The sequence below is a fragment of the Halomarina pelagica genome, from assembly GCF_024228315.1.
Classification (GTDB): Archaea; Halobacteriota; Halobacteria; order Halobacteriales; family Haloarculaceae; genus Halomarina; species Halomarina pelagica.
This window is the reverse complement of the sequence record NZ_CP100454.1, coordinates 1,533,237-1,556,543: the sequence shown is the minus strand read 5'-3', so window position 1 is coordinate 1,556,543 and position 23,307 is coordinate 1,533,237. Positions and strand designations below refer to the sequence as shown.

Below are 23,307 nucleotides of genomic sequence, written 5' to 3'. Positions count from 1 at the left end.
CGGCGCGTCCGCGGGCTTGTCAGTGGCCCGCGCGCACCGCAGACGGCCCGAGACGGGCCGCCTCCGCCGTCCGTCCTTCCACCCCTCCCTTTGGGGCCCCCGACGCGAGTCCACCCGCAGCGGAACGTCTCGTCCCCGGCCGAAGACCTATGCCGGTGTTCGTCCAACCGCCGCACGTGTCTGCAATCGAACTGGTCTCGCTGCGGAAACAGTTCGGCGGGGTCGTCGCCCTCCGCGACGTCGATCTCACCGTCCGCGAGGGGGAGGTGTTCGGCTTTCTCGGCCCGAACGGGGCGGGGAAGTCGACGACCATCGACGTCCTCCTCGATTACGTTCGTCCCACCGCCGGCGAGGCCCGGGTGTTCGGCCTCGACGCGCAGGCCGACGGCGAACGGGCGCGTCGTCGGATCGGCGCGCTCCCCGACATGGCGCTGTTCGATCACCTGACCGCCCGCCAGCACGTCTCGCTCGTCGCCGACGTGAAGTCGGTCGACGAGGACCCGATCGCGCTCCTCCGTCGGGTGAGCCTCCACACGGTCGCCGACCGGCGGGTCGAGGGGTTCTCGAAGGGAATGCGCCAGCGCCTCCTGCTCGCGATGGCGCTCGTGGGCGAACCGGACCTGCTGATCCTCGACGAGCCCTCGACGGGACTGGACCCGAACGGCGCGCGCGAGATGCAGCGCATCGTCCGCGAGGAGAACGCCCGGGGCGCGACGGTGTTCTTCTCGAGTCACATCTTAGAGCAGGTTGAAGCCGTCTGCGACCGCGTCGGCATCCTCGACGACGGCAAACTCGTCGCCGTCGACACGCTGGACGGCCTTCAGTCGGACGTCGGCTCCTCGACCGTCCTGACGGTGACGGTCGACGAACTCTCCGAGCGGGCGGTGGCGGCGGTCCGCGCGGTCGAGGGTACGGGGGAGGTGCGCGTCGAGGGCCGGACGCTCTCGGTGAGCTGTCCCGACGAGCGGAAGGTCGAGGTCATCGACGCGATCCGATCCGACGGGGCGACGGTTCGCGACCTCGACACGAGCGACGCCTCGCTCTCCGACCTGTTCGCGACGTACACGGCGGGGGCGACGGCGTGAGCGTCCGCGCCCTCGCGCGCTACCGGGCGCTCGACCCGTACCGTTCGACCGAACTGCACGTCACGGCGGGCCTGCTCGCCCTCGTCTTCGGCCTCGCGGGGTACCAGTACGGCGGCATCGAGGGTGCGCCCCTGGCGTCGGCGCTCCGCATCGGCGCGTACCTCGTCCCGCTTCTCGCAGTGATGCGCTACTCGGACGCCGTCGCGGGCGACCGCGCGACCGGCCGTCTCCGGGGACTGCTCGCGCTCCCGGTCTCGCGCCGGGCGGTCGTCCTCGCCACGGCCGTCGGACGCGCGGCGTCGCTCGCCGCCGCCGTCTGCGTGGGCGTCCTGGCCGCGACCCTCGCGTACTCCGTCCGCGGCGGCGTTCCGGCGATCGCTCCGACGGTCGCCGCCGCGTTCTCCGTGCTCGTGCTCTGTCTCTGTTACACCGGGATCGTCGTCGGCGTCTCGGCGGCCTCGGCGACCACCACGCGCGCGTTCGCCGCCAACGTCGCCCTGTGGCTGCTCGTCCAACTGTTCTGGGGGACGGTTCCGCGCGCCGTCGCCTACGCCGGGCGGGGATTCACCGGTCCGATGTCCCGTCCCGACTGGGCCCCCGTCTTCGAGTCGCTCAGTCCGATCCGTGCCTTCCAGGTGATCTTCGACGCGACGACGGGCGTGAGAGCCGTCACCCCGACCGCGATCCACGAGACGCCGTGGTTCGCCGCGCTCGTCCTGCTCGCGTGGACTGTGGCCGCGCTCGCGGTCGGTCTCGCTCGCTTCGATCGGGCGACGCTGTAACCTCCGGTCCGACCGACCGCCGAGGGGAACGGGGATAACCCCGCCGCGCCTATCGGTTCTCGTGGACGGTGGCATCACGCAGACGGCGCTCGCCCTCGTCGTGCAGTACGGGCTGCTCGCCGTCTTCGTCTTCACGTTCCTCGAGTCGTCGATGCTCTTCCCGCTGCTGCCGAGCGAGGTGGTCGTCCCGGCGGCCGCCGCGGCGCTCGTGACCGACCCCGCGAGCCTCGCGCTGTTCGTCGCGGTGGCGACCCTCGGAACGACCTGCGGGAGCGCCGTCGCCTACGGGGCCGGGCGCGCGGGCGAGGAGGCGCTCGACCGGTACGGTCGCTACCTGCGCCTCTCGGAGGGCGAACTCAGGCGCGGTCAGCGGTGGTTCCGCCGGTACGGCTCGGGATCGGTCTGCTGGGGGCGGCTCCTCCCCGTCCTCCGCTCCGTCGTCTCGATCCCCGCCGGGGTCGCGGAGATGAACCCCGCGCGCTTCGGTCTCTACACCGCCGTCGGCGCGTTCGCGTTCAACGCCGCGGTCGCCGGACTCGTCTACGCCGGCGAGGAGCGGTCGATCTACGCGGTCGCCGTCGGGACCGCCGCGGACGCGCCGCTCCTCACGCTTCTCGGTCTCCTCGCCCTGATCGCCCTCGGACTCGCCGGGTGGCGGCTGTACGTAAACGTCGAATGAGTCGCGGGGACGCGATCAGTCGGTCTCGTCGAACGGCGAGCGGGCGCTCTCCGGTTCGTCGCCCGGTCGGGCGATGAGGTTCTCGCGCCCGATGCTGATCTTGCGGATCTCGCCGTTCTCCTCCATCCGGGAGAGCAGGCGACTGACCTTCGACTTCGACCAGTCGGTGTTGTCGACGATGTCGGCCTGCCGCAGGCGGCCGCCGCTCTCGTCGAGCAGTCGCATGATACGGTCCTCGTTGGTCAGCGGCTCGGGGACGGATTCCGGTCCCCCGCCGTCGCCGTCGGTGACCTCGGGGGCGGTCGTCGCCCCGGCGCGACCGCCTCTCCGTCGCGCCCACAGGATCCCGACCGCGACCAGGAGGAGGTACGTGCCGGCGACCGCACCGACCAGCGGGAGCTGTTCGTCGGTCGGGTTGAGGAGGCTACGGAGCCCCGTCGGCGGGTTCGGATCCGTCCCCGCCTTGATCTCGGCTCCGTCGCTGGTCCCGTCGCCGTCGGTGTCGGCCTTGTTCGGGTCCGTGCCGTGCTCGTTCACCTCGGCCCCGTCGGAGAGGTCGTCGCCGTCGGTGTCGGCCTTGTTCGGGTTCGTGTTGAGGTCGTTCTCCTCGCCGTCGTTCAGTCCGTCGCCGTCGGTGTCGGCCTTGTTCGGATCGGTGCCGTGGATGGTCACTTCCTTCCCGTCGGGGAGCCCGTCACCGTCGGTGTCGGCCTTGTTCGGGTCGGTCTTGGTGTCCTCGACCTCCTGGCCGTCGGGGAGTCCGTCGCCGTCCGTGTCCGGGTTGCTGGGACTCGTCCCGTATTTCGTCACCTCCTGGCCGTCGGGGATGCCGTCCCTGTCGGAGTCGACCTTGTTCGGGTTCGTCCCGTAGCCGTTCGGCGGCTTCGCCACCTCGACGCTGTCGGAGAGGCCGTCTCCGTCCGTGTCCTCGTTCGTGACGTTCGTGCTGTGGACGTTCACCTCGTTTCCGTCCGGCAGCCCGTCGCCGTCGGTGTCCCGGGCGAGGGGATTCGCGGCCCCCTGAACCTCGGCTCTGTTGGTCAGTCCGTCGCCGTCGAAGTCGCCGCCGGCGGCGAGGACGTGCACCTTCGTGCTCGCGCGGTCGACGCGGGTTCCGTTGCCGTCGGTGAGGACGACGCGGACCGTCTGCTCGCCGCGAACCTCCTGAGGCCACCTCTCGAAGCTGAAGGAGACGGTCTGGTTGCCGCTCCCCGAGACGGGCTGGCAGGCCAACTCGTCGAAGCTCCCGTCGCTCCCGGCCTCCACGCACACCTGATAGTCGCCGGACCCCGTCGAGACCGCCGCGTCGAGACTGTAGGACTGCCACTGGGTGAGGTACGTCACGTCGCCGTCGGTCGCGACGACGCCGTCGCCCGCGTACGAGACGTTCGCGATGCTCGCCGTCTGCGCCGCGATCGGCACCGCGCCGGCCGTGCAGAGGAGCAGAACGGCGAGGGCGATCGCGACGCGACTTACGCTAGTGGTCCGGGGACTTGACATTGTGTGCGCCGTAATGTACCCCTTATCGCCGCGTAACATAGCCTTTTTTCGTTTCCGTTTGTGAATGTGAGACGAAGCGTAAGTCGCGTACGAGCCACCTAACGGGCGGTTGTGGCCTCGAAACAGTCTGCAACAATGTCTGTCTCACCCCGAAACCGATGGGACGACTCCCTCGCTTTATCCCCTCCGATGGCATCAGGGGAGAGTGCACATGAAGTCGAACACGCGGAAGGTTCTGGCCGCCCTGCTGGTGGCCGGCCTGCTGGTCATCGCCGGCTGCGCCGGTCCCGGCGGCGGGAACAACACGACGAACGCGACGAACGACACGAACGTGACGGGCAACGACACGAACGTGACGGGCAACGACACGAACGTCACCAACGACACGAACATGACCGGTAACATGACGAACAACACTACCGGTAACATGACGAACGACACGAACATGACGAACAACACGTCCATGATGAACAACACCACCATGGGCAACAACTCGAGCGCGTAACTCGGTCGTTCAACCACCGTCGATTCACTTTATCGGACACCACGGGTGTGAGCGACAGCGACAGCGTCGTCGTCACGCGCGGTGACGCCGCGATCGAGTCACTCCCGCCGGTTCCACCCTTTCACTTCCCCAGCGCCAGCCGAGCGCCGGTCCGCTCCGGTAGCCCGGCAGTCTCGACGGCGGCCCGCACGCGCTCCACGTCGTAGGGGACGCGCCGCTGCTCGACCGACGGTCCGTCGACGTCGAGGACGGCGTAGGCGGCCCGGGGGTCGCCGTCGCGGGGCTGTCCGACGCTCCCCGGGTTGACGACGAGCGTGCCGTCGACGTACTCGTCGTGCTGGACGTGCGTGTGTCCGAGCAGCAGCGCGCGCTCGTCGCCGAGGTGGGGGGAGAGCGCCCCGAACTCATCGGGGTAGACGTACCGATCGCGCTCCGTCGGGTGGTCGTGGACCAGCCGCACGCGCCCGTCGCAGCAGGTGGCCCCCTCGGGGAGCGCCGCGAGCCACGCGCGCTGGTCGTCGTCGAGCCGTTCGCGGGCGTACCGCAACCCCTCGTAGGCCATCTCGTTGTGCCGGTACGCCGCCGGCGTCGCGACCGACCGATCGTGGTTGCCCTGCACGACGTGCGCCGCGGTCTCCCGGACGCGCTCGACGCACGCCCGCGGGTGCGGCCCGTACCCCACGACGTCGCCGACGCAGACCACCGCCTCGACCGCCGGCATGTCGGAGAGCACCGCCTCCAGCGCGACAGCGTTCGCGTGAACGTCGGAGATGACACCGATCTCCATACGCGGACTGCGCCCGCGCGTCCCTTCAGTGTTGGCGCACCAGTGTTGGCGCGCCAGTGTCGGCACGTCGTGTCCGCACGTCGGTGTCCGTACGTCGATATCGGCACGTCGGTGTCCGAACGCCGATCCCGGTACGGTTCGTCGCCGCCGCGACCGATCTCCGCGGTCGCCGCCGGACGCTCGATCCCGCTACGTGACTGCGAACCTTTATTTCTACTGGTCGGATAGGCGAGGTGTGAATCGCGAACGCGCCACGCCCCTGGTCCTCGCGTCGCTGGCCGTTCTCGCCCTCGGTGCGGCCGCCGCCACGCTCGACTCGGCTCGGAGGGGTCCCGTCGCCGGCTCCGGGAGCAGCCAGGGCCTCCCACGGCCGACGCCGTCGCCGGCCCCGCCCGAGGAGCTGTCGATCCTGTTCGAGGTCCTTCTCGGCCTGCTCGTCGTCGTCGCACTCGCCGCGGTCGCCCGCTGGCTCTACCGCGAGGGCCGGTCGGCGGTGGTCACGACCCTCGTCGCGCTGGCGGTCGTCGCGCTCCTCGTCCTCGTCGTCTACTCCCTCTTCCCGTTCGGCGGGCCGCTCCCGGGGGTGAACGCGTCGAACGCGGGCAACGGGAGCGGTCTGTTCGGCGGGAACGGGCCGGGACTGTTCCCCGGCGGGGGGAACGGGGGCGGCGAGTCCTCGCTGCCGATCGCGGCGATCCGCCCCGCGCCGGCGCTGCTCGCCCTGCTCGCGGTCGTCCTCGTCGGGGCCGTCGCGGTGGTCGTCCGGGCGACCGGCGACGGCGGGCCGCCCGACCCCGCCGCGGAACCCGAACCGTCCGACCCCGTGGACGTGCGGGCCGTCGGCGCGGCGGCCGGTCGCGCGGCGGATCGCATCGACGCCGACGCCGACCTCTCGAACGCCGTCTTCCGGGCGTGGAAGGAGATGACCGATCACCTCGACGTGTCGAACCCCGACGCGAGTACGCCCGGGGAGTTCGAGGCGGCGGCCGTCGCCGCCGGGATGGATCCGGCGGACGTGCGCGAACTGACGGGCCTGTTCGAGGCGGTTCGGTACGGGGGCGTCGACGCCGACGAGACGCGCGAGGAGCGCGCCGTCGTCGCCCTCCGGCGCATCGAGCGCACTTACGGGGGTGACGGGTAGATGCGCGCGCTCGCCCGCCTCGGGGCGCTCCTGGCCCTCGCCGGTCTCGTCGTCGCCGCGCTCCCCCGGTTCGGAGCCGGTCTCTCGCCGCCCGACGCGCTCCTCCTCGCCGTCGGCGCGGTCGCGGTCCTCGCGGGCGTCGTCGGCCTCCGCGCGCGGCGGCGGACGCCCGAGACGCCGCCGCTCCCCGCCCCCGAACGGCGGCGGTCGGCGACCGTCCCCGGCGGATCGTTCGACGCCGACCTCTCGTCGGTCACCGCCTTCACGACCGTCGGTTCGATGCACGACCGCGACCGGGTGTACGACCGCCTGTACGCGACCGCCGTCGAGGTACTCACCCGCTACGACGGCTGCACGCCCGAGGAGGCCCGCACCCGACTCGCGGCCGGTTCGTGGACGGACGACCCGCTGGCGGCCGCGTTCTTCGCCGACGAGGGGCGCGTCGGGCGGCCGCTCCGCGAGCGACTCCGCGCCGTCGTCTCGAGCGACCCGGCGTTCCGCCGGCAGGCCCGTCGCGCCGTCGCCGCCCTCGATAGCCGGGCGGCGGGAGGGCGGTGAATGGACGTCCCGCTCACTCGCCGGACGGAGTACTGGCGCGGGCTGAACGCGATCACCCTGCTGCTCGCGGGGGTCGGCATCCTGGTCGGTCGCCCCCCGCTCGTCCTCGCCGCGACGGTCCCGCTCGTCCTCGCCGCCGTCGCGCACGGCGCGTCGCCGCCCGACGTGCGCCTCTCCGTCGAGCGGACCCTGTCGACCGACCGCCCGGCGGTGGGCGAGTCCGTGGAGGTGGTCGTCGAGGTGACGAACGAGGGCGACGCGCTCCTCGCGGACGTGCGAGTGCTCGACGGCGTCCCCCTCGCGCTGGCGGTGGCCGACGGCAGTCCGCGGCACGGGACGGCGCTCCGCCCCGGTCGTTCGACGACCTTCTCCTACGCGGTGACGGCGGCGCGCGGCCGCCACCGGTTCGATCCGCCGCTGGTCGTCGCCCGCGATCCGACCGGCGCGGCCGAGCGCCGCGTCGAGGTGCCGTGCGAGACGGAACTGACCTGCGTCCCCCGACTTCCCGCCCCCGTCTCGCTCTCGATCCGCGCGTCGGCGACGGGCATCACCGGCGAGACGACGACGGGGGAGGGGGGACCGGGGATCGCCTTCCACTCCGTGCGCGAGTACCGCCGGGGCGACCCGCTCGGGCGCATCGCGTGGCGGCGGAGCGCGGGCACCGACGACCTGCGCACCGTCGAGTTCCACCGCGAGCGCTCGGCGACCGTCGTCGTCGTGATCGACGCCCGCGAGGAGGCGTACGTCGCGCCCGCCGCGGACGACCCGCCCGCGATCGAGCGGTGCGTCGAGGCGGCGGGCGCGGTCCTCCGGGGTCGCCTCGACGCCGGCGACCGGGTCGGCGTCGCCGCGCTCGGGCCGACGGACTGCTGGCTCGCGCCGAGCGCGGGCGACGGCCACCGACAGCGGGCGCGCGACCTCCTCGCGACGCACCCGGCGCTGGCACCGACCAGGCCCGACGAACCGTTCTTCCCGACGCTGCGGCTCTCGCGGTTGCGGCGGCGGTTCCCGGCGGGCGCGCAGGTCGTCCTCTGCACGCCGCTGGTCGACGACTACGCGGTCAGCGCGGCCCGTCGTCTCGACGCCGCCGGCCACCCCGTGACGGTCGTCAGCCCCGACCCGACGGCGTCGGCGACCGCCGGCGAACGGCTCGCGCGGGTCGAGCGCTCGCTGCGCGCCTCGACGCTCCGCGAAGCGGGCGTCCCCGTCCTCGACTGGGCGGACGAACCGCTGTCGACGGCGGTCGAGCGCGCCGCCCGGAGGCGATCGGCGTGAGCGAGTCGGTCGTCGACGCCAGACCGTCCGGCGCGGCGGTCGGGGTGGCGACGGCGGCGGCGCTCGTCGCCGCGCTCCCGCTCGCGGTCACGCCCCTCTCGCTCCCGCTCGGACTGTCGGGCGTCCTCCTGCTCGCGAGCGGCACCGCCACCGGCTCGGAGCGGGGGGCCACGGTGGGCGTCGGCGCGCTCCTCGCGGGGGTCGTCGTCGCGGGCCTCGGCGGCGCGGGGGCGGCGACCCTCCTGTTCGCGACGGGGGCGTCGGTCGTCGCGTGGGACGCCGCCGCGCAGGCGATCGACCTCGGGGCGACGCTCGGCCGGGCGGCGGACGCTCCACGGCCGCTCGCGGTCCACGTCGCCGCGACCGCCGGCCTCGTGGCCGCGGCAGCGGCCCTCGGCTACGTCACCTTCCGCCTCTCCGCGGGCGGGCGGCCGCTCCTCGCGCTCGTGCTGCTGCTCGTCGGCGCGCTCGCGCTCGCGGCGGCCCTGCGCGCCTGAGGCGTCGTCCGGTCCGACCGGCGGCGTCGATCGGATCGTCGTTTCGGTCGGACCGTCGTCTCCGATCAGACCGTCGGGACGGGGACGGCGTCGAGCACGTCGTCGACGACCGCCGCCTTCGACACGTTCTCGACCGTCGCGTCGGGGGTCAGTACGAGGCGGTGGGCGAGCACCGGTCGGGCGACGCGCTTCACGTCGTCGGGGGTGACGAAGGCCCGGCCGGCGAGGACGGCGCGCGCCCGGGCGGCCTCGAACAGCCGCTGCGTGCCGCGCGGCGAGACGCCGACGCGGACCCGGCGATCCTCGCGGGTCGCCCCGGCGAGCGCGACCACGTAGTCGAGCAGGTCGTCCTCGACGCGCACCCGCTCGGGGACCCGTCGGAGCGCGCGGACGGACTCGGGGTCGAGGACGCGCTCGACCTCGGGGCTGCGCGTCTCGCGGCCCGCCCGCCGGCGGAGGAGTTCGACCTCGCCCTCAGGGTCCGGGTAGCCGACGCCGGTCTTCGCGACGAAGCGATCGACCTGCGCCTCGGGGAGCGGGAAGGTCCCCTCCTGTTCGACGGGGTTGGCCGTCGCGACGACGAAGAACGGATCCGGCAGCGCGCGGGTCTCGCCGTCGGCGGTCACCTGCCCCTCCTCCATCGCCTCCAGCAGGGCCGACTGCGTCTTCGGCGGCGCGCGGTTGATCTCGTCGGCGAGCACCACGTTCGCGAAGATCGGTCCCTCGGTGAACTCGAACTCGCGGGTCCGCTCGTTGAAGACGAACGTCCCCGTCACGTCGGCGGGCAGGAGGTCGGGGGTGAACTGCACGCGCGAGAACGACAGGCCGAGCGCCGCGGCGAACAGGCGGGCGGTGAGCGTCTTCCCGGTCCCCGGCACGTCCTCGATGAGCACGTGTCCCCGGGTGAGCACGCCGAGCAGCACGTGGTCGAGGAACTCCCGTTCGGCGACGACGCCGGACAGCACCGCGTCGGCGACCGCGTCGCAGGCGTCGCGCGCCTCGTCGATGTCCATGTCGTGACGCAGATCCGTGGGTGTTTATGACTGTCGAATGATACTGTCCGCAACCGAAACCGACTAATGGCGCGGCGGGGTACTCGGTGGTGAGCCGAGGTAGCCTAGCCTGGCCAAGGCGGCAGATTCGAAATCTGCTGTCCGCAAGGACTCGAGAGTTCAAATCTCTCCCTCGGCGTTTTCGCGGCATCACACGGCGAGCGGAGCGAGCCATCGATGCCGCGAAACCCGGTCGTGAGATTTGAAGCAGGGAGCGAGTGATACGAGCGACCGTGGTCGCGTGAGCGCCAGCGAACGCGATCAGAGAGCGAGTGATACGAGCGACCGTGGTTCAAATCTCCCCCTCGGCGCTTCTAGCGAGACGACGTGACGAGCGAAGCGAGTAACCGGTCTCGCGGAGCGACAACGGGTGATTTGAACGAGAACGGACGCAACCTGAGAGCGAAGCGAACGGTACCGTCCGTGCGTGGCTCACGACGCGGCGATACCTCGACAAACACGGCGAGACGCCGGCCGAACGGGGTGAGCGAGCGCATACAGTGCTAAAGAAGATCCGGCGGTACGACGTCGACGAACTCGCAGCGTGGCTTCGGACGGGCGAGATCGACGAGGATCGGCTCTATCCATGACCGGTGGCACACTACGCGAAGCTTCAAGACGGACGGCAAACTACACGAGAGTAATGAGTAAGCGCGCCCACGACGACCGCGCGATCGACTACGAGGAGCTGAACGAGCACCTCGACCGGCTCATCGAGGAGGACCGCGAACTGCTCGACGTACTCGCCTGATCGCTGCCGTTCTCGTCTCGGTCGTCGTCGGACGACTCGAGGCTCCCGAGGATCGTCGCCTCCTTCCCCTCCGTAGGCTCGCGTCTCTCGCCCGTGAGTGACCTGCCGGCCGTGCTACCACACTGATCGCGCCGGTTCCGACGCCCCCGCGAACGGAACGAGCCGGCGTTACACTCGCTCTACGTCCTCGTCCTCTCGTCCGTCAGCCCCCGGTCCCACCATCCCGCCGCGGAAGGCGAACCAGCCGAGCACGGAGATGAAGAGGATGGGCGGGAGGATCATGAACCCCCAGAGCGGTTCGAGACCCCACGCGAGCAGGAGCGCGACGTCCGCCAGGCCGAGGAGGAGAAACGGCAGTATCGCGATGGCGGCCCGCTTGCGCGTGATGGAGGTCTCGCCGTAGCGCATACTCCCCGTCGGCGCTCCGGGGGCAAAAGCCCCCCGCTCCCGTTCTCGTTCTCGTTCTCGTTCCCGTTCCCGTTCCTCCGCTCCCCCGCTCCGTTTCTCTCACCCTCTTTCCGTCCCTCCCGCCCCGCTCTCGTTCCCACCCCTCCGTTCGAGGGAGCGACTTCCCTCGCCGCGTCGCGTAGACTTTTGGTACCCTGGACCACAGCGCTGGGCATGACCGGGGATCTGCTCTTCTCGTCGGCGACGGACCTCGCCCGCCGGATCCGAACGGGCGACCTCTCGTCGGTCGCGCTCGTCGAGGCCTGTCTCGACCGGATCGACGCACGCAACGATCGAACGAACGCCTTCGTCACCGTCTGCGCGGACGAGGCGCGGGCCGCCGCGGCGGCCGCCGACCGCGCGGTCGAACGGGGCGACGACCTCGGGCCGCTGCACGGTCTTCCGGTCGCGATCAAGGACCTCACGCCGGTCGCGGGCGTGCGGACGACGTACGGTTCGGTCCCGCTCGCCGATCACGTCCCCGAGCGCGACGCCCCGGCGGTCTGCCGCCTGCGCGCGGCGGGTGCCGTCGTCCTCGGCAAGACCAACACCTCCGAGTTCGGGCACGTCGCGACCACCGACAACGACCTGTTCGGTCCGACGGCGACGCCGTACGACGCAGAGCGCACGGCCGGCGGCTCCTCCGGCGGGAGCGCGGCGGCCGTCGCGGACGGCCTCGTCCCGCTCGCGCAGGGGACCGACGCCGGCGGGTCCGTCCGCATCCCCGCCGCCTGCTGCGGCGTGTACGGTCTCAAACCGACCTTTGGTCTGGTGCCTCGGCGCACGCGCCCCGACGCGATCGCCGACGCCCTCCCGTTCACCTGCACCGGCCCGCTGACGCGAACTGTGGCGGACGCCGCGCTGCTGCTCGACGCGATGGCCGGGGCGCACCCCGCAGACCCCTTCTCGCTCCCATCGCCGGAGACGGAGACGGGCTTCGTCGCCGCCCTCGACGCGCCCGTGACGGATCTGCGCGTCGCCTACAGCCCGACGCTCGACGCCTTCCCGGTGGCGGGCGAGGTGCGCGACCTCGTGGACGAGGCGGTCGGTGCCCTCGCCGACGCGGGGATGACGGTCGAGCGCGCCGATCCCGACCTCGGCGGGATGTGGGATCGCGCCCGCCGGGGATCGCTCACGGTCTTCCAGGCGAAGATGGCGGCGCTCGCCGCCGGCTCGGAGGAGGCGTTCGGCGTCGACCTGCGCGAGCGCATGGACGAGTTGAGCGGCGTGGTCGCGCCGATGATCCGCCGCGGCCGGGAGCACTCGGCCGTCGCGCTCTCCGAGGCGAACGCCGTCCGGACGGCGGTCTTCGACGCGGTGCAGGCGCTCCTCGGGGAGTACGACCTGCTCGCCTGTCCGACGCTCGCGGTGCCGCCCTTCTCGAAGGAGGCGTTCGGCCCCGAGGAGGTCGAGGGCGAGCCGATCGACCCCTACGCCGGCTGGTACCTCACCCAGCCGTTCAACATGACCGGCCACCCCGCGGCGTCGATCCCGGCGGGCTGGACGGACGACGGCCTCCCGGTCGGGCTTCAACTGGTCGGTCAGCGCCACGGCGACGCCACGGTGCTCGCGGCCAACGCCGCCTACGAGCGCGAGCGGCCGTGGCGGGGGCGGTACCCGCCGCGCTGACGACTACCCATTTAAATGTCGTCGACCAGTTCCCCGAAGCGATCGACGGGGATCAGTTCCATCGTCTGCATGTCCAGCCCGCGACGCTCGACGACGAGCGAGATCTGGAGCGCGCGGTCGCGGTTCGGCGCTTCGAACAGGAGGAGGTAGTCGTGCTCGCCGAGGACGGCGTAGGCGTCCGTGAGAGTGCCGTCAAGGTCGTGGATCTCGTTACGGATCTCCCCCCAGACGCTCGCGAGTTCCTGAACGTTCTGGATCGTCTCCCGCACGTCGACGAGCGCCATGTACGTGTTCATGTACCGCGGTAGTGGGTGTCACTCAAAAGTCGTTCCGGCCGCCCGATCGAGTCGGTCGAGTCGGTCGAGTCGGTCGAGCGTCGCCTGTTCTCCCCGACCGTCCCGCGCGCGGAGTCCCCGCTCGCGTCCGGTGCCGACGAGGTAGCCGTCGATCGGTGTGGGATCGTTCGGGACGGCGTCCTGAACCCACAGTCGCGCGCCGGGTGTGCTCAGCTCCCCGGCCCAGCGGCGCGCGAGCGCCTTCGTCTCGAACTCACGGTGCGGCCCCCGTTCGTTCACCCACTGCCCGGCCGCGGCGCTCAGGCGTCGAGCGGACGGTTTCACGGCGACGACGTATCCGTTCTCCTGCATGTGCTATCTCTCCCGCTGACTGTACGCGCCGGCTGAGGGTAGCTTTTCATACCCCCATCGTGAATGACAGAACATGACCGCGACTGCCACGGTGCGCGGTGTGGGCGTGAGCGTCAGCGAGGACGGTCACCGCACGCCCGTGGTACTGCTCGACGCGAGCGATCGCGTCGTTCCGATCTTCATCAGCGACGATCAGGCCCAGTCGATGCAGCTCGCCCTCGACGGGGAGAACTTCGAACGACCGCTCACGCACGACCTCCTCGTCGACATGGTCATGGAGTTCGGCGGAGCCATCGACCGCGTCCGCATCGACGACCTCGCCGACGCCACCTTCTACGCCAAGATCGACGCCGAACAGTACCGCGACGGCGAGCGTCGTCAGCTCTCCTTCGACGCCCGACCCAGCGACGCCATCGCCCTCGCGCTCCGCACCGACTGCCCCATCGAGATCAGCGACGAAGTGATCGACCGGGCGGGGCGGCCGGCGTCTTCCTTCTAGCGCACCTCTTTCTTCGTCGGGTGCGCCTTCGGCACACCGCTCCTCGAGAAATCTGTTCTGCGAAGCGGCGCGAACGCGTACCGCTCCGGGTGAACGACGCTCTCGTACGTGTGACGTCCGGGAGAGGTCGTCACTTGATTACCCGTCGGCACGTGAGGTAGGTAGGCCATGGTCGAGTACGAGACGCTCTACCTGCGAGTGACGAAGGAGGAGGCGGCCCGGCGCATCTCGGAGCGCGTCGAGCACGTGGCGTGCGCGGACGAGGGGGGCGTCATCGACTACCGGACGAACGTCGGAGTCCACCTCGCGACCCTGTCCGACGTCACGCTCGAGTCGGGCGAACCGGGGACGAAACTGCGGTATCGAACGTCCGTGATCCGTCCGCACCTCTTTCACGCCCGTAACGAGGCGCGGCAGATCCGCGACGCCGTCGAACGGTACCGGACGAGCGAGCGCGAGCGGTGACGTCCCGACGGCGGACGCGCTGCCCTACGACGGCACCACCGTGATCGCCTCCCCGCGATCGATCGCCCCCTCCATCTCCTCGGCGATCGCGCTGCCGCGGGAGACCTGGATCTCGCCGCCGCGGGAGACGGTGGCGGTGAAGAGGTAGTCGCCGTCGGCGCGCACCTCGACCGTCTCGCCCGCGTGGCCGCCGAGCGGGACGATGATGTGGCGGCCCGTGATCTCGGGGGTGACGCGCTCGCCGGCGCTCCGTTCGCCGCCGGAACGCCCGCCGCCCCCGGCGCTCGCCCGGGGGCGCTCGTCGAGCGTCCGCACGTCGATGTCGATGCCGAGGCGGTCCTCGATCTGGTTGATGCGACCGCCGCCCTTCCCGATGACGTAGGAGATGTCGTCCTCCTCGACGTAGACGACGGCCCGGTTCTGCCCCTGCAGGTCGACCTGCACGTGGCCGCGGGCGACCGAGCGGATCTCGCGCTCGATCTCCTGCTTCGCGATGCGACCGACGCCCGTCTCGCGCTCCTCCTCCTCGTCGCCGAGGGGGACGGTGACGACCTGGCGGTTGAAGGTGTAGATCTCGTACTCCGGCGTCCCGGTCTCGTGGTCGCTGACGACGATCACCGGGCGGGCGAGGTCCTCCTCCATCAGCCCGGCGGGTACCTTCACCTCCGTCTTCACGTCGTAGACGGTCGTGAGGTCGCCGGCCTCGACGTACGCGACGGTGTCGACGACCTGCGGGATCATGCCGAGTTCGACGCGCCCCACGAGACGCTGGAGGGCGTCGATGGCGCGCGTGGCGTGGACGACCCCGACCATCCCGACGCCCGCGAGGCGCATGTCCGAGAACGTACGGAAGTCGCTGGTCTTTCTGACCTCGTCGTAGATGGTGTAGTCCGGCCGGACCATCAGGAGGGCGTCGGCGGTCTTCTCCATCTGCCCGTCGAGTTCCGTGTACTGCGTGATGTTCGGGCCGACCTGGAGGTCGCGGGGCTTCTCCATCGTCTTCACCGAGTAGTCGGCGTCCGCGAGGAACTCGGCGACCGCCTGCGCGAACGTAGACTTCCCGGCACCGGGTGCCCCGGCGATGAGGACGCCGCGCTGCTGGTCGAGCAGGCGCTCTTTCATCTCCTCGACGTGGCTGTAGTCCTCGATGCTCGTCTTGGCGATTGGCCTGACGGCGGTGATCTCGACGCCGTCGCTGAACGGCGGTTCGGCGATGGCGATGCGGTAGTTGCGGAACTGGACGATCCGCATCCCCGGTTCGGAGAGTTCGGTGAAGCCCTCGTCGGAGGCGTCGGCGGCGTTTCTGATGTCGTGGACGTACTCGCGCATCGTCTCGTCGTCCAGTTCCTCGTCACCGATGGCCTCGTAGCGCATCTCGCCGACCGTGCCGCGCTTCGCCATCGGGACCATCCCCGTCTTCAGGTGGACGCTCATCGTCTCCTCGTCGAAGTAGGACTCGACGGCGAGTTCCCCCACCTCGGTGTCGTACGGTTCGAGGTAGCGCACGTCGAGGCCCTTCGCCTTCGCCACCTCGCCCTGCACGACGTCGCTGGTGACGAACGTGGCGTCGTGCTCGCTCGCCACGTCGCGGATGATCGCGTCGATCTCGCCCGCGCGGGCGCGACGGATCTCCTCCTCGTTCGGCCGGCGGCCGACGTATTCGAGCTGGACCCGCCCCGCGTCGGCGAGTTCCGCGAGGCGCTGGAGTTCTTCGAGGCCCTGCCAGCCGATCTCGCGGTCGCTGTTGGCCTGAGCTTCGAGTTCGCTCACCACGGCTTCGGGGACGTAGACGACGGCGTCGGCGAACTCGCCGCTCTCGACCAGCTCGGACACGCGGCCGTCGACGACCACGCTCGTGTCCGGAACGACGTTCATACGGTACCTGCGCCGCGCCGCCGTATAAGCGTGTTCAAGATCGCAACAGGAATTTAGCCCCCGGGGCCGAGCCTCCGGCCATGGACGACGTTCGAACCCTCGCCCGCGACCTCGTCGCGACCCCGAGCCACGAGGACGAGACCGCCGCCGGCGAGTACCTCGCGGACTGGCTCCGCGAACGCACCGACGCCGCGGTCGCGCACACCGACGCCGGGGTGATCGCCCGGCGAGATCCCGGGGTGGTCGGTAACCGAGGCGACGGGAGCGGCGGACGGAGCGGGGACGGCGGAGACGATGGGGAGGGCGAGGAGGGCGAGGAGGGCGGGGAGGGCGGGGAGGGCGGGGACGGCGGGGACGGTGGGGGCGACCCGAACGACCCGTGGGCCGTCGACGGGGGCCTCGCGCTCGTCGGGCACCACGACGTGGTGCCGCCGGACGAATCGCAGGTCGACGCGGACGGGGGATACGCCATAGAGGAGCGTGACGGCCGCCTCTACGGCCGCGGCAGCGCCGACATGAAGGGTGCGCTCGCCGCGATGTGCTGCGCCTTCCGCGACGCGGACGCCCCCTGCGTCCTCGCCTCGTTCGCGGGCGAGGAGCGGGGCGGCGCGGGCGCGCGTCGCGCCATCGACTCGGGGTTCGCGCCCGACTACGCGATCGTCGGCGAGGGGTCGACGGGCTACTCCGCGCCCGGCGTGACGGACGTGGCGGTCGCGCACAAGGGGCGGCAGGCGAGCCGGCTGGTCGTCCGCGGTGCCGCGGCCCACGCAAGCGAACCAGAAGCGGGCGAGAACGCGATCTACCGGGCGCTCGACGCCGTCGAGATCGTCCGCGGCCTCGACGCGCCGACCGCGACCGTCCTCGGTGAGGACCTCGCGGGGAGCGTCGTCGTCACCGAGATCGACGGCGGTAGCGCGTGGAACGTCGTCCCCGAACGGTGCGAGGTGACCGTCGACGAGCGCACCGTCCCCGGCGCGCGGGCGGACCTCGGGCGGGTCGAGGGGATCGAGGGCGTCGAGTGGCGCGTCGAGCAGGACCTCCCGCCGATGGCCTGTCGGGACGACGCGTTCGCGGACGCGGTGCTGGCCGCCGCCGACGGAGCGCAGTCGGGGTCCCCCGAGCGCGTCGCCAAGCCCCACGCGACCGACGCCGGGTGGCTCGCGGCCGCGGGCACGGCGTGCGTCGTCTGCGGCGCGGCGGAGCCGGGTGAGGCGCACACCGCAGGTGAGAGCGTCTCGCTCGCCGTACTCGATCGGTGCTACGGGATCTACCGGGAGGCGATCGAGCGGGTCGCATCGCGCTGACCCGACCCGGGGCGGCCGATAGTATATATCGACCGGCGACCTGTCGCCGGTCGATGCCCTCCGACGACCCGTCCGGTCTTACGCTCCCGCTGCGCGTTCTCGCCGCTCTCGCCTCGCTCTTCGCGCTGGTCTCCGGGGCGTGGCTCGCGCTCTACGCCCGCTCCCCGTTCGCCCTGGCCGTCGGCGCGCTGTTCGTCGGCGGCGGTCTCGTCGGCCTGTACGTCTCGGTCGCGGATCCTGTGAGACATTCAGCAAGTTGATAGGATGCCGTGACTAGTCGTCACGCATGGCGACAGAACAGCAGTCGCGGTACGACGAGTTCCTGGATCGAGTCAGGCGAATCAGTAACCTCCGATCCGCCGGGATGCTGCTCTCCTGGGACCAGCAGGTGGTGATGCCGGAGGGCGGCACGCCCGCCCGCTCGAAGCAGCTCTCGACGCTCTCCGCGCTCTCTCACGAACTGCTCACGACGGACGAGATGGCCGCCGACCTCGACGCCCTGGAGGCGGCGGACCTCGACGCCGACAAGCGCGCCGTCGTCCGCGAACTCCGGCGCGAGCACGACCGCGCGGCGAGCGTCCCGGGCGACCTCATCGAGGAGATCTCCGAGGCGACGAGCGAGGCGCTCCCCGTCTGGCAGGAGGCGAAGGAGGCGGACGACTTCGACGCCTTCGCGCCGACGCTCGAGCGCCTAGTCGAACTCAAGCGCGAGTACGCGGCGCACGTCGATCCCGACGCGGACCCCTACGAGGTGCTGTTCGCCGACTACGAGCCGTACCTCGACCTCGACACCGCGGAGCGCGTGCTCGAACGCCTCCGCGAGCGGCTCGTCCCGCTGATCGAGGAGATCCAGGCGAGCGACGTCGAACTCGCCTCCCCGTTCGAGGGGCGCTACGACGACGAGACGCAGATGGCGCTCGCCCGAGACGTGCTCGACACGCTCGGCTACCCCTGGGAGCGCGGTCGGCTCGACACCGCCCCCCACCCCTTCATGTCCGGCACGCAGTTCGACGCCCGCGTGACGACGCGATTCAAGGAGGAGGACCCCCTCGACGCGCTCACCGCGGTGATCCACGAGTTCGGCCACGCGACCTACCAGCTCGGACTCCCGGCCGACGAGTACGGCACGCCGCTCGGCCAGTCGCGCGACCTCACCGTCCACGAGTCCCAGTCGCGGCTCTGGGAGAACCACGTCGGGCGCACCCGCGCCTTCTGGGAGCTGATCGCGCCGACGGTGAACGAGCACCTCGGCACCGACGCGACGCCCGAGGAGGGCTACGAGGCCGCGAACCGGATCTACCCGGACAACCTCATCCGCGTCGAGGCGGACGAACTCACCTACCACATGCACGTCATCCTCCGCTTCGAGATCGAGCGCGACCTGATCGCGGGCGACCTCGACGTGCGCGACGTGCCCGAGGTCTGGAACGAGAAGATGGAGGCGTACCTCGGCGTGCGCCCCGACACGGACGCGGAGGGCTGTCTGCAGGACATCCACTGGGCGCACGCGAACTTCGGCTACTTCCCGACGTACTCGCTCGGGAGCGTCCTCGCCGCGCAGCTCTACGCCGCCGCGGAGCGCGACCTCGGCGACGTGGACGCGCAGGTCCGCGAGGGTGACTTCGACCCCCTGCGCGACTGGCTCCGCGAGCACGTCCACCGCCACGGCCAGCGCTACACCACGCCCGACCTCGTCGAGGAGGCCACCGGCGAGGCGTACACGGCCGACTACTTCCTCGACTACGCGGAGGCGAAGTACGGGGAGCTGTACGACCTCTGAATCCGGCACCGATCGACCGACCGGCGATGCGCGACTCGCCGTCCGTTGGTCTCCTCCGTCCGTCGCACATCCCCGGGAGGTACGCCTCCCGGCCGATCCCCCGCGATCTCGGTGAGCGACACCGCCAGCCGAACGCTATCGAAATAGTATTCCTCCTCTCCGGAGAGCTATCGATGTGACAGTATCACACCGATCTCGAACCGATCCGCGCGACCGACGCCGGTCGCGCTCCCGGCCGGTCCCGCCCCGCGGGTCGCGCGGCCGACGGACGCTCGACGGTTCCCTGGACTAATGCGGCTCCTCGACGTCTTCAAGCGGTCGCTCTCGCCGACTGGCGATCTCACCTCGCGGACGGTCGTCGGGGGGTTGTGGCTCGCGTTCACCAACGGCGGCAACAGGGTCCTCGAGACGGTGATGCTCGTCGTGCTGGCGCGGCTGCTCTCGCCGGCCGACTTCGGGCTGTTCGGCATCGCGCTGGTCGCCCTCTCGGCGCTCAAGCGCTTCTCCCGGCTCGGGCTCGACACGGCGCTCATCCAGCGCAGGGAGGCGAACGTCGACGCGTACCTCGATACGGCGTTCACCCTCCAGCTTCTCAGGGGCGTCACGATCGCCGCAGTGGCGTACCTCTCCGCGCCGCTGGTCGCGTCGTTCTTCGGCGAGCCGCGCGCGACGCTCCTGTTGCGCGCCGTCGCTCTCGCCACGCTCTTCGAGATGCTCTACAACCCGGGACGGGTCTACTTCGAGAAGGACCTCGCGTTCCACAGGCAGTTCGCGTTCTCCCTCAGCGGGACGCTCCCTCGGGTCGCGGTGTCGATCGGGTACGCGGTGTTCGTCGAGGCGACGGTGTGGGCGCTCGTCGCCGGGTTCGTCGTCGGAAACGGGGTCAGGATGGTCGCCTCCTACGCGATCCACGACTACCGCCCCTGGCCGCGGTTCGACCGCGCCCGCGCCGCCGAACTCGTCGACTACGGCAAGTGGATCCTCGGCTCGTCGGTCGTCACGTTCCTCTACGGCGAGGGGGACGACGTCTTCGTCGGTCGGTTCCTCGGCACGGGTGCCCTCGGCGCGTACCAGCTCGCCTACCAGCTCTCGAACGCCCCCGCGACGGAGGTCGCACACACCATCTCGCGGGTCGCCATGCCCGCGTACTCGAAGGTCCAGAGCGACGCGACCGCCCTCCGCGAGGGCTTCCACCGCGCCCTGCGGCTCTCGTCGCTGATTTCGCTGCCGGTCGGCGTCGGGATCGCCGTCGTCGCGCCCGTCTTCGTCCCGACGTTCCTCGGGGACGGCTGGGAGGCGATGGTCGTCCCGATGCAGATACTCGCCGGCTTCGGCGTGCTGCGTTCGGTTCGGACGTGTACCTCCCCGCTGTTCAAGGCCGTCGGTCGTCCGGACTACGCCGCGAAGCTCCACGCGCTCCGGCTGTGCGTCCTCGTCGTCGCCATCTACCCGCTCACCGCCGCGTTCGGGCTCCCGGGAACGTCGATGGCCGTCCTCCTGACGAGCGCGGTCGGCATCCCGGTCGCGACGTGGCTGGCGATCCGCATCGTCGACGACGACCTGCGCTCGCTCGCCGCCATCGTCGCGTTCCCGGCGGCCGGGAGCGTCGTCATGGGCGTCTGCGCGCTCGCCGTTCGACGGGCGGTCGTCGACGCGGGCGGGCCACTCGCGGCGTTCGTCGCGACCGTCGTCGCCGGCGTCGTCGCCTACGCGCTGGTCATGCTCGCGCTCGAACTGCGATTCGACATCGGACTGAACGAGTTCGTCGGGCAGGTGCGACGGAGCCTCTGAGCGTGGCGAACCCGCCGCCCTCGACCGATCGCCGCCTCAGACGACGCGGTTCACCAGGTCGTCCCCGCGCTCGGCCCGCTCGACGTTCTCGACGACCAACTCGCCCACGTCGGCGTGGTAGCGGTTGGTCATCGCGCCGACGTGCGGGGTGAGGATCACGTTCTCCATCCCCCACAGCGGCGACTCCCGCGGGAGGGGTTCCGGGTCGAACACGTCGAGGCCGGCCCCGGCGATCTCGCCGGCGGAGAGCGCCTCGACGAGCGCGTCCTGCTCGACGACGCCCCCGCGCGCGACGTTGATCAGGTAGGCGTCCCCGCGCATGGCGTCGAACTCCCTCGCGCCGAACATCGCCGCCGTGGCGACGTTCAGCGGGACGGCGAGCGCGACGAACCGCGCGTCGGCGATGGCCTCGTGGAGGTCCTCCGGTTGGTGGACCTCGCTCACGCCCGGGACGGGGTCGGGCGAGCGGCGCACCCCGACGACGTCCATCCCGAGGGCCGCGGCGCGCTCTGCGATGCCCCGCCCGAGCGTCCCCAGGCCGACGACGCAGAGGCGCTCGCCCGCGAGGGTGAACGCGGCCTCGTAGGGCTCGCGCGCCCACTCGCCCGCGCCCTGGTAGTCGCGGTAGACGTGCAGCCGCCGGGCGAACGCGAGCATCATGCCGGCGACCGTCTCGCCGATAGTCGTCCCGTGGATGCCGGTGCTGGTGGTGAGCGTCACGTCCGCCCGCTCGTAGCGCTCGACGGGGAACTCGTCGTACCCCGCGCGGACGCAGTGGACCCACGGGACTTCGAGGAAGGCCTCGTCCGGTCCGAAGGCGACGACGCCGTCGTACTCCTCACGGCGCTCGGGATCGAAGCGCGACGCCTCCAGGTCGCGCTCGCGCAGGTACTCGAGGAGCAGTTCGGGATCGAACACCGGGGAGACGGACTCGTGGACTGCGACGTGCATGGTCGACGCTCGGCGCACGAGCGTAATAGGAGTGACTGAACGGGCGGCTCGGTCGTGGTCCCTCGTCACACGGGGCTCAGTGGAGTCGACACAGCAGCTACTGATGGATTTTGGCTCGTCAGAGGGTGTGAAATGGCGGCTCAGTTGAAATTCATCGTCATACGGGGCTCGGAGGGGGTAACCGTCATCATCGCCGCCAAAAGTGATTTGACGTTGTTACCCAAGAATCCCTCTGTTTTTGATCGGGGTACCGGATCGACGGTTAGTCTGAGGCAGGACGGGAGCTGGGACTTCGTGAGTGAGTAGTACATCCTGGAACATCATCCTCGCGGTAGACGTGCACTGTTGGAGATTCAACGGCGTCTTGGATTTCGCCGATCGAATAGGGCGTTTCACCGCCCTCTGGAAGAACGATCTGGAGACGGCTGTCTGTTCCTTCGCTCCAACTCGCAGTTGAGTCGTTGTATAACCCTCGCCGTTCGTGTCGTCGCTCTGCTGGCGGCTTATCTAGATCAGCCGAATCCACGACGTACACACCGATTCGGGTCATGCGTTGTCTCTCATATTACATCACACATTATAACTCCCACGGTCACCCAGTCAAGTGGCGAGGCAACTGATATTATTGGCGAATAGGTCTGCGAACGACTCGTTTGTCTCATCGAAGAATACATCATCGTAGCGACGAACCGTCGCCAGGATTCGATCTCTGTGAACCGAATTATTGATTTTCGTCGCGATTGTACGCGTACGTTCACAGAGCATATCACGATCGAGAGTAAGTGGTTCTGACCTGACCTCGTTGATGAGCCGAATTGATTGCTTCGCTTTCGTACAAGCGGCGGGGAGTACGTTGTGAGTCTGATACTCTTGATCTGCCTTGTCGAAGTCGAATACGTATGCGCGACCGCTTTCGCCGATTTTGAGGTTTCGAGAACCGAGATCTTCGACGCCAGCGAGTAGTTGAACACTGAGTAGGTCTTGAAGCCGCCCTTGATCTACTCTGTCTGCAATGCCGTTGTCGGGGAGCATAAGTACGGGCCATGTCTCTTCGACTGGTGTACCAACTTCCTCAACAATGACCTTCCGCTCCCCAGAGAGCCACTGATGTCTGGGGACATCAATACCAATTGCGTCACAGAATGCCCAAACAGCCATTTGTGAGTGAGCTTGACGAATCCGCGGCTGTCGTGTACTCCCCACGCCTGGGTACTGTGTGGCGAAAGCTCTCACCTGCTCGCACTCTTCTGCGAACGTGTAGATCGTCATGCTATCAGCCCGTCGACCACTATATCGTGATTCTTTCA

General features: G+C 70.3%; 24 protein-coding genes and 1 tRNA gene. 16 read left to right on the top strand and 9 right to left on the bottom strand.

What is annotated here, in order from left to right; genetic code table 11:
• Window positions 1-176: 176 nt before the first annotated feature.
• From NKI68_RS08090 to NKI68_RS08080, 3 genes are all read left to right on the top strand, one after another.
• Window positions 177-1,085 carry an ABC transporter ATP-binding protein gene (locus tag NKI68_RS08090; protein WP_254546207.1) on the top strand — a complete coding sequence of 303 codons (909 nt, stop codon included), beginning with the start codon at window positions 177-179 and terminating at the stop codon, window positions 1,083-1,085.
• A complete protein-coding gene (locus tag NKI68_RS08085) occupies window positions 1,082-1,867 on the top strand; it encodes an ABC transporter permease subunit (protein ID WP_254546206.1) in 786 nt (261 codons plus the stop codon). Before NKI68_RS08090 ends, NKI68_RS08085 begins: the two co-directional genes overlap by 4 nt.
• Window positions 1,868-1,928: 61 nt before the next feature.
• Window positions 1,929-2,546, top strand: coding sequence for a DedA family protein (locus NKI68_RS08080; RefSeq protein ID WP_254546205.1), 618 nt, complete (start codon window positions 1,929-1,931; stop codon window positions 2,544-2,546).
• Between the two features lie 15 nt (window positions 2,547-2,561).
• Here NKI68_RS08080 and NKI68_RS08075 read toward each other — a convergent pair whose 3' ends face one another.
• Window positions 2,562-4,046: a helix-turn-helix transcriptional regulator gene (locus NKI68_RS08075; protein ID WP_254546204.1), complete on the bottom strand. Its 1,485-nt coding sequence runs from the start codon at window positions 4,044-4,046 to the stop codon at window positions 2,562-2,564.
• Between the two features lie 211 nt (window positions 4,047-4,257).
• Here NKI68_RS08075 and NKI68_RS08070 point away from each other — a divergent pair, with 211 nt between their 5' ends.
• Window positions 4,258-4,551 (top strand): hypothetical protein, encoded by a 294-nt coding sequence (locus NKI68_RS08070; protein ID WP_254546203.1) that lies wholly within the window; start codon window positions 4,258-4,260, stop codon window positions 4,549-4,551.
• A gap of 121 nt (window positions 4,552-4,672) precedes the next feature.
• Here NKI68_RS08070 and NKI68_RS08065 read toward each other — a convergent pair whose 3' ends face one another.
• Entirely contained in the window at window positions 4,673-5,338 is a 666-nt protein-coding gene (locus NKI68_RS08065) for a metallophosphoesterase family protein (RefSeq protein ID WP_254546202.1), read from the bottom strand.
• Between the two features lie 235 nt (window positions 5,339-5,573).
• On the opposite strand from NKI68_RS08065, the gene NKI68_RS08060 reads away from it, so the two are divergent.
• Genes NKI68_RS08060 through NKI68_RS08045 form a run of 4 tightly spaced genes read left to right on the top strand, consistent with a single transcriptional unit; the run spans window position 5,574 to window position 8,809 of the window.
• A complete protein-coding gene (locus NKI68_RS08060; RefSeq protein WP_254546201.1) occupies window positions 5,574-6,479 on the top strand; it encodes a DUF4129 domain-containing protein in 906 nt (301 codons plus the stop codon).
• On the top strand, window positions 6,480-7,037 hold the full coding sequence (locus NKI68_RS08055) for a DUF7269 family protein (protein ID WP_254546200.1): 558 nt from the start codon (window positions 6,480-6,482) through the stop codon (window positions 7,035-7,037).
• Window positions 7,038-8,312, top strand: coding sequence for a DUF58 domain-containing protein (locus NKI68_RS08050; protein ID WP_254546199.1), 1,275 nt, complete (start codon window positions 7,038-7,040; stop codon window positions 8,310-8,312).
• Complete coding sequence (locus NKI68_RS08045; protein ID WP_254546198.1) at window positions 8,309-8,809, top strand: DUF7519 family protein; 501 nt, start codon at window positions 8,309-8,311, stop codon at window positions 8,807-8,809. Before NKI68_RS08050 ends, NKI68_RS08045 begins: the two co-directional genes overlap by 4 nt.
• 65 nt (window positions 8,810-8,874) lie before the next feature.
• Here the strand turns inward: NKI68_RS08045 and NKI68_RS08040 are convergent, their stop codons facing one another.
• Entirely contained in the window at window positions 8,875-9,822 is a 948-nt protein-coding gene (locus NKI68_RS08040) for an AAA family ATPase (RefSeq protein WP_254546197.1), read from the bottom strand.
• A gap of 93 nt (window positions 9,823-9,915) precedes the next feature.
• Here NKI68_RS08040 and NKI68_RS08035 point away from each other — a divergent pair.
• Window positions 9,916-10,000: transfer RNA gene (locus NKI68_RS08035), tRNA-Ser, on the top strand.
• 780 nt (window positions 10,001-10,780) lie between these two features.
• Here NKI68_RS08035 and NKI68_RS08030 read toward each other — a convergent pair.
• Window positions 10,781-11,020 (bottom strand): DUF8142 family protein, encoded by a 240-nt coding sequence (locus tag NKI68_RS08030; protein WP_254546196.1) that lies wholly within the window; start codon window positions 11,018-11,020, stop codon window positions 10,781-10,783.
• A 213-nt stretch (window positions 11,021-11,233) separates the two neighbouring features.
• On the opposite strand from NKI68_RS08030, the gene NKI68_RS08025 reads away from it, so the two are divergent.
• Window positions 11,234-12,688: an amidase gene (locus tag NKI68_RS08025; protein WP_254546195.1), complete on the top strand. Its 1,455-nt coding sequence runs from the start codon at window positions 11,234-11,236 to the stop codon at window positions 12,686-12,688.
• A gap of 11 nt (window positions 12,689-12,699) precedes the next feature.
• Here the strand turns inward: NKI68_RS08025 and NKI68_RS08020 are convergent, their stop codons facing one another.
• Together NKI68_RS08020 and NKI68_RS08015 are read right to left on the bottom strand one after the other, a co-directional pair.
• Complete coding sequence (locus NKI68_RS08020) at window positions 12,700-12,984, bottom strand: GYD domain-containing protein (RefSeq protein WP_254546194.1); 285 nt, start codon at window positions 12,982-12,984, stop codon at window positions 12,700-12,702.
• Between the two features lie 18 nt (window positions 12,985-13,002).
• Complete coding sequence (locus tag NKI68_RS08015; RefSeq protein ID WP_254546193.1) at window positions 13,003-13,335, bottom strand: DUF8081 domain-containing protein; 333 nt, start codon at window positions 13,333-13,335, stop codon at window positions 13,003-13,005.
• Window positions 13,336-13,408: 73 nt separating this feature from the next.
• On the opposite strand from NKI68_RS08015, the gene NKI68_RS08010 reads away from it, so the two are divergent.
• Together NKI68_RS08010 and NKI68_RS08005 are read left to right on the top strand one after the other, a co-directional pair.
• Window positions 13,409-13,834, top strand: coding sequence for a bifunctional nuclease family protein (locus tag NKI68_RS08010; RefSeq protein WP_254546192.1), 426 nt, complete (start codon window positions 13,409-13,411; stop codon window positions 13,832-13,834).
• 168 nt (window positions 13,835-14,002) lie between these two features.
• The gene (locus tag NKI68_RS08005) at window positions 14,003-14,299 is read left to right on the top strand and encodes a hypothetical protein (protein ID WP_254546191.1); all 297 of its coding nucleotides are present in this window, start codon (window positions 14,003-14,005) and stop codon (window positions 14,297-14,299) included.
• 24 nt (window positions 14,300-14,323) lie between these two features.
• On the opposite strand, the gene NKI68_RS08000 is transcribed toward NKI68_RS08005, so the two are convergent.
• The gene (locus NKI68_RS08000; protein WP_254546190.1) at window positions 14,324-16,174 is read right to left on the bottom strand and encodes a PINc/VapC family ATPase; all 1,851 of its coding nucleotides are present in this window, start codon (window positions 16,172-16,174) and stop codon (window positions 14,324-14,326) included.
• 80 nt (window positions 16,175-16,254) lie between these two features.
• Here NKI68_RS08000 and NKI68_RS07995 point away from each other — a divergent pair, with 80 nt between their 5' ends.
• The 4 genes from NKI68_RS07995 to NKI68_RS07980 all read left to right on the top strand — a co-directional run bounded on the left by NKI68_RS07995 (window position 16,255) and on the right by NKI68_RS07980 (window position 21,049).
• On the top strand, window positions 16,255-17,478 hold the full coding sequence (locus tag NKI68_RS07995) for a M20 family metallopeptidase (protein ID WP_254546189.1): 1,224 nt from the start codon (window positions 16,255-16,257) through the stop codon (window positions 17,476-17,478).
• Window positions 17,479-17,531: 53 nt separating this feature from the next.
• Window positions 17,532-17,738 carry a hypothetical protein gene (locus NKI68_RS07990; RefSeq protein ID WP_254546188.1) on the top strand — a complete coding sequence of 69 codons (207 nt, stop codon included), beginning with the start codon at window positions 17,532-17,534 and terminating at the stop codon, window positions 17,736-17,738.
• Window positions 17,739-17,764: 26 nt separating this feature from the next.
• Window positions 17,765-19,258, top strand: coding sequence for a carboxypeptidase M32 (locus NKI68_RS07985; RefSeq protein WP_254546187.1), 1,494 nt, complete (start codon window positions 17,765-17,767; stop codon window positions 19,256-19,258).
• A gap of 291 nt (window positions 19,259-19,549) precedes the next feature.
• Complete coding sequence (locus tag NKI68_RS07980) at window positions 19,550-21,049, top strand: lipopolysaccharide biosynthesis protein (RefSeq protein WP_254546186.1); 1,500 nt, start codon at window positions 19,550-19,552, stop codon at window positions 21,047-21,049.
• Between the two features lie 36 nt (window positions 21,050-21,085).
• Here NKI68_RS07980 and ddh read toward each other — a convergent pair whose 3' ends face one another.
• A complete protein-coding gene (gene ddh, locus NKI68_RS07975) occupies window positions 21,086-22,000 on the bottom strand; it encodes a D-2-hydroxyacid dehydrogenase (RefSeq protein WP_254546185.1) in 915 nt (304 codons plus the stop codon).
• A 600-nt stretch (window positions 22,001-22,600) separates the two neighbouring features.
• Window positions 22,601-23,269: a hypothetical protein gene (locus tag NKI68_RS07970; RefSeq protein WP_254546184.1), complete on the bottom strand. Its 669-nt coding sequence runs from the start codon at window positions 23,267-23,269 to the stop codon at window positions 22,601-22,603.
• Window positions 23,270-23,307: the final 38 nt, after the last annotated feature.

What these genes read in the sequence shown, in the direction of transcription:
- NKI68_RS08075 (WP_254546204.1), bottom strand. Translation starts at nt 4,046, where the DNA reads ATGTCAAGTCCCCGGACCACTAGCGTAAGTCGCGTCGCGATCGCCCTC.
- NKI68_RS08070 (WP_254546203.1), top strand. Translation starts at nt 4,258, where the DNA reads ATGAAGTCGAACACGCGGAAGGTTCTGGCCGCCCTGCTGGTGGCCGGC.
- NKI68_RS08065 (WP_254546202.1), bottom strand. Translation starts at nt 5,338, where the DNA reads ATGGAGATCGGTGTCATCTCCGACGTTCACGCGAACGCTGTCGCGCTG.
- NKI68_RS08055 (WP_254546200.1), top strand. Translation starts at nt 6,480, where the DNA reads ATGCGCGCGCTCGCCCGCCTCGGGGCGCTCCTGGCCCTCGCCGGTCTC.
- NKI68_RS08050 (WP_254546199.1), top strand. Translation starts at nt 7,038, where the DNA reads ATGGACGTCCCGCTCACTCGCCGGACGGAGTACTGGCGCGGGCTGAAC.
- NKI68_RS08040 (WP_254546197.1), bottom strand. Translation starts at nt 9,822, where the DNA reads ATGGACATCGACGAGGCGCGCGACGCCTGCGACGCGGTCGCCGACGCG.
- NKI68_RS08030 (WP_254546196.1), bottom strand. Translation starts at nt 11,020, where the DNA reads ATGCGCTACGGCGAGACCTCCATCACGCGCAAGCGGGCCGCCATCGCG.
- NKI68_RS08025 (WP_254546195.1), top strand. Translation starts at nt 11,234, where the DNA reads ATGACCGGGGATCTGCTCTTCTCGTCGGCGACGGACCTCGCCCGCCGG.
- NKI68_RS08020 (WP_254546194.1), bottom strand. Translation starts at nt 12,984, where the DNA reads ATGAACACGTACATGGCGCTCGTCGACGTGCGGGAGACGATCCAGAAC.
- NKI68_RS08015 (WP_254546193.1), bottom strand. Translation starts at nt 13,335, where the DNA reads ATGCAGGAGAACGGATACGTCGTCGCCGTGAAACCGTCCGCTCGACGC.
- NKI68_RS08010 (WP_254546192.1), top strand. Translation starts at nt 13,409, where the DNA reads ATGACCGCGACTGCCACGGTGCGCGGTGTGGGCGTGAGCGTCAGCGAG.
- NKI68_RS08005 (WP_254546191.1), top strand. Translation starts at nt 14,003, where the DNA reads ATGGTCGAGTACGAGACGCTCTACCTGCGAGTGACGAAGGAGGAGGCG.
- NKI68_RS08000 (WP_254546190.1), bottom strand. Translation starts at nt 16,174, where the DNA reads ATGAACGTCGTTCCGGACACGAGCGTGGTCGTCGACGGCCGCGTGTCC.
- NKI68_RS07995 (WP_254546189.1), top strand. Translation starts at nt 16,255, where the DNA reads ATGGACGACGTTCGAACCCTCGCCCGCGACCTCGTCGCGACCCCGAGC.
- NKI68_RS07990 (WP_254546188.1), top strand. Translation starts at nt 17,532, where the DNA reads ATGCCCTCCGACGACCCGTCCGGTCTTACGCTCCCGCTGCGCGTTCTC.
- NKI68_RS07985 (WP_254546187.1), top strand. Translation starts at nt 17,765, where the DNA reads ATGGCGACAGAACAGCAGTCGCGGTACGACGAGTTCCTGGATCGAGTC.
- NKI68_RS07980 (WP_254546186.1), top strand. Translation starts at nt 19,550, where the DNA reads ATGCGGCTCCTCGACGTCTTCAAGCGGTCGCTCTCGCCGACTGGCGAT.
- ddh (WP_254546185.1), bottom strand. Translation starts at nt 22,000, where the DNA reads ATGCACGTCGCAGTCCACGAGTCCGTCTCCCCGGTGTTCGATCCCGAA.
- NKI68_RS07970 (WP_254546184.1), bottom strand. Translation starts at nt 23,269, where the DNA reads ATGACGATCTACACGTTCGCAGAAGAGTGCGAGCAGGTGAGAGCTTTC.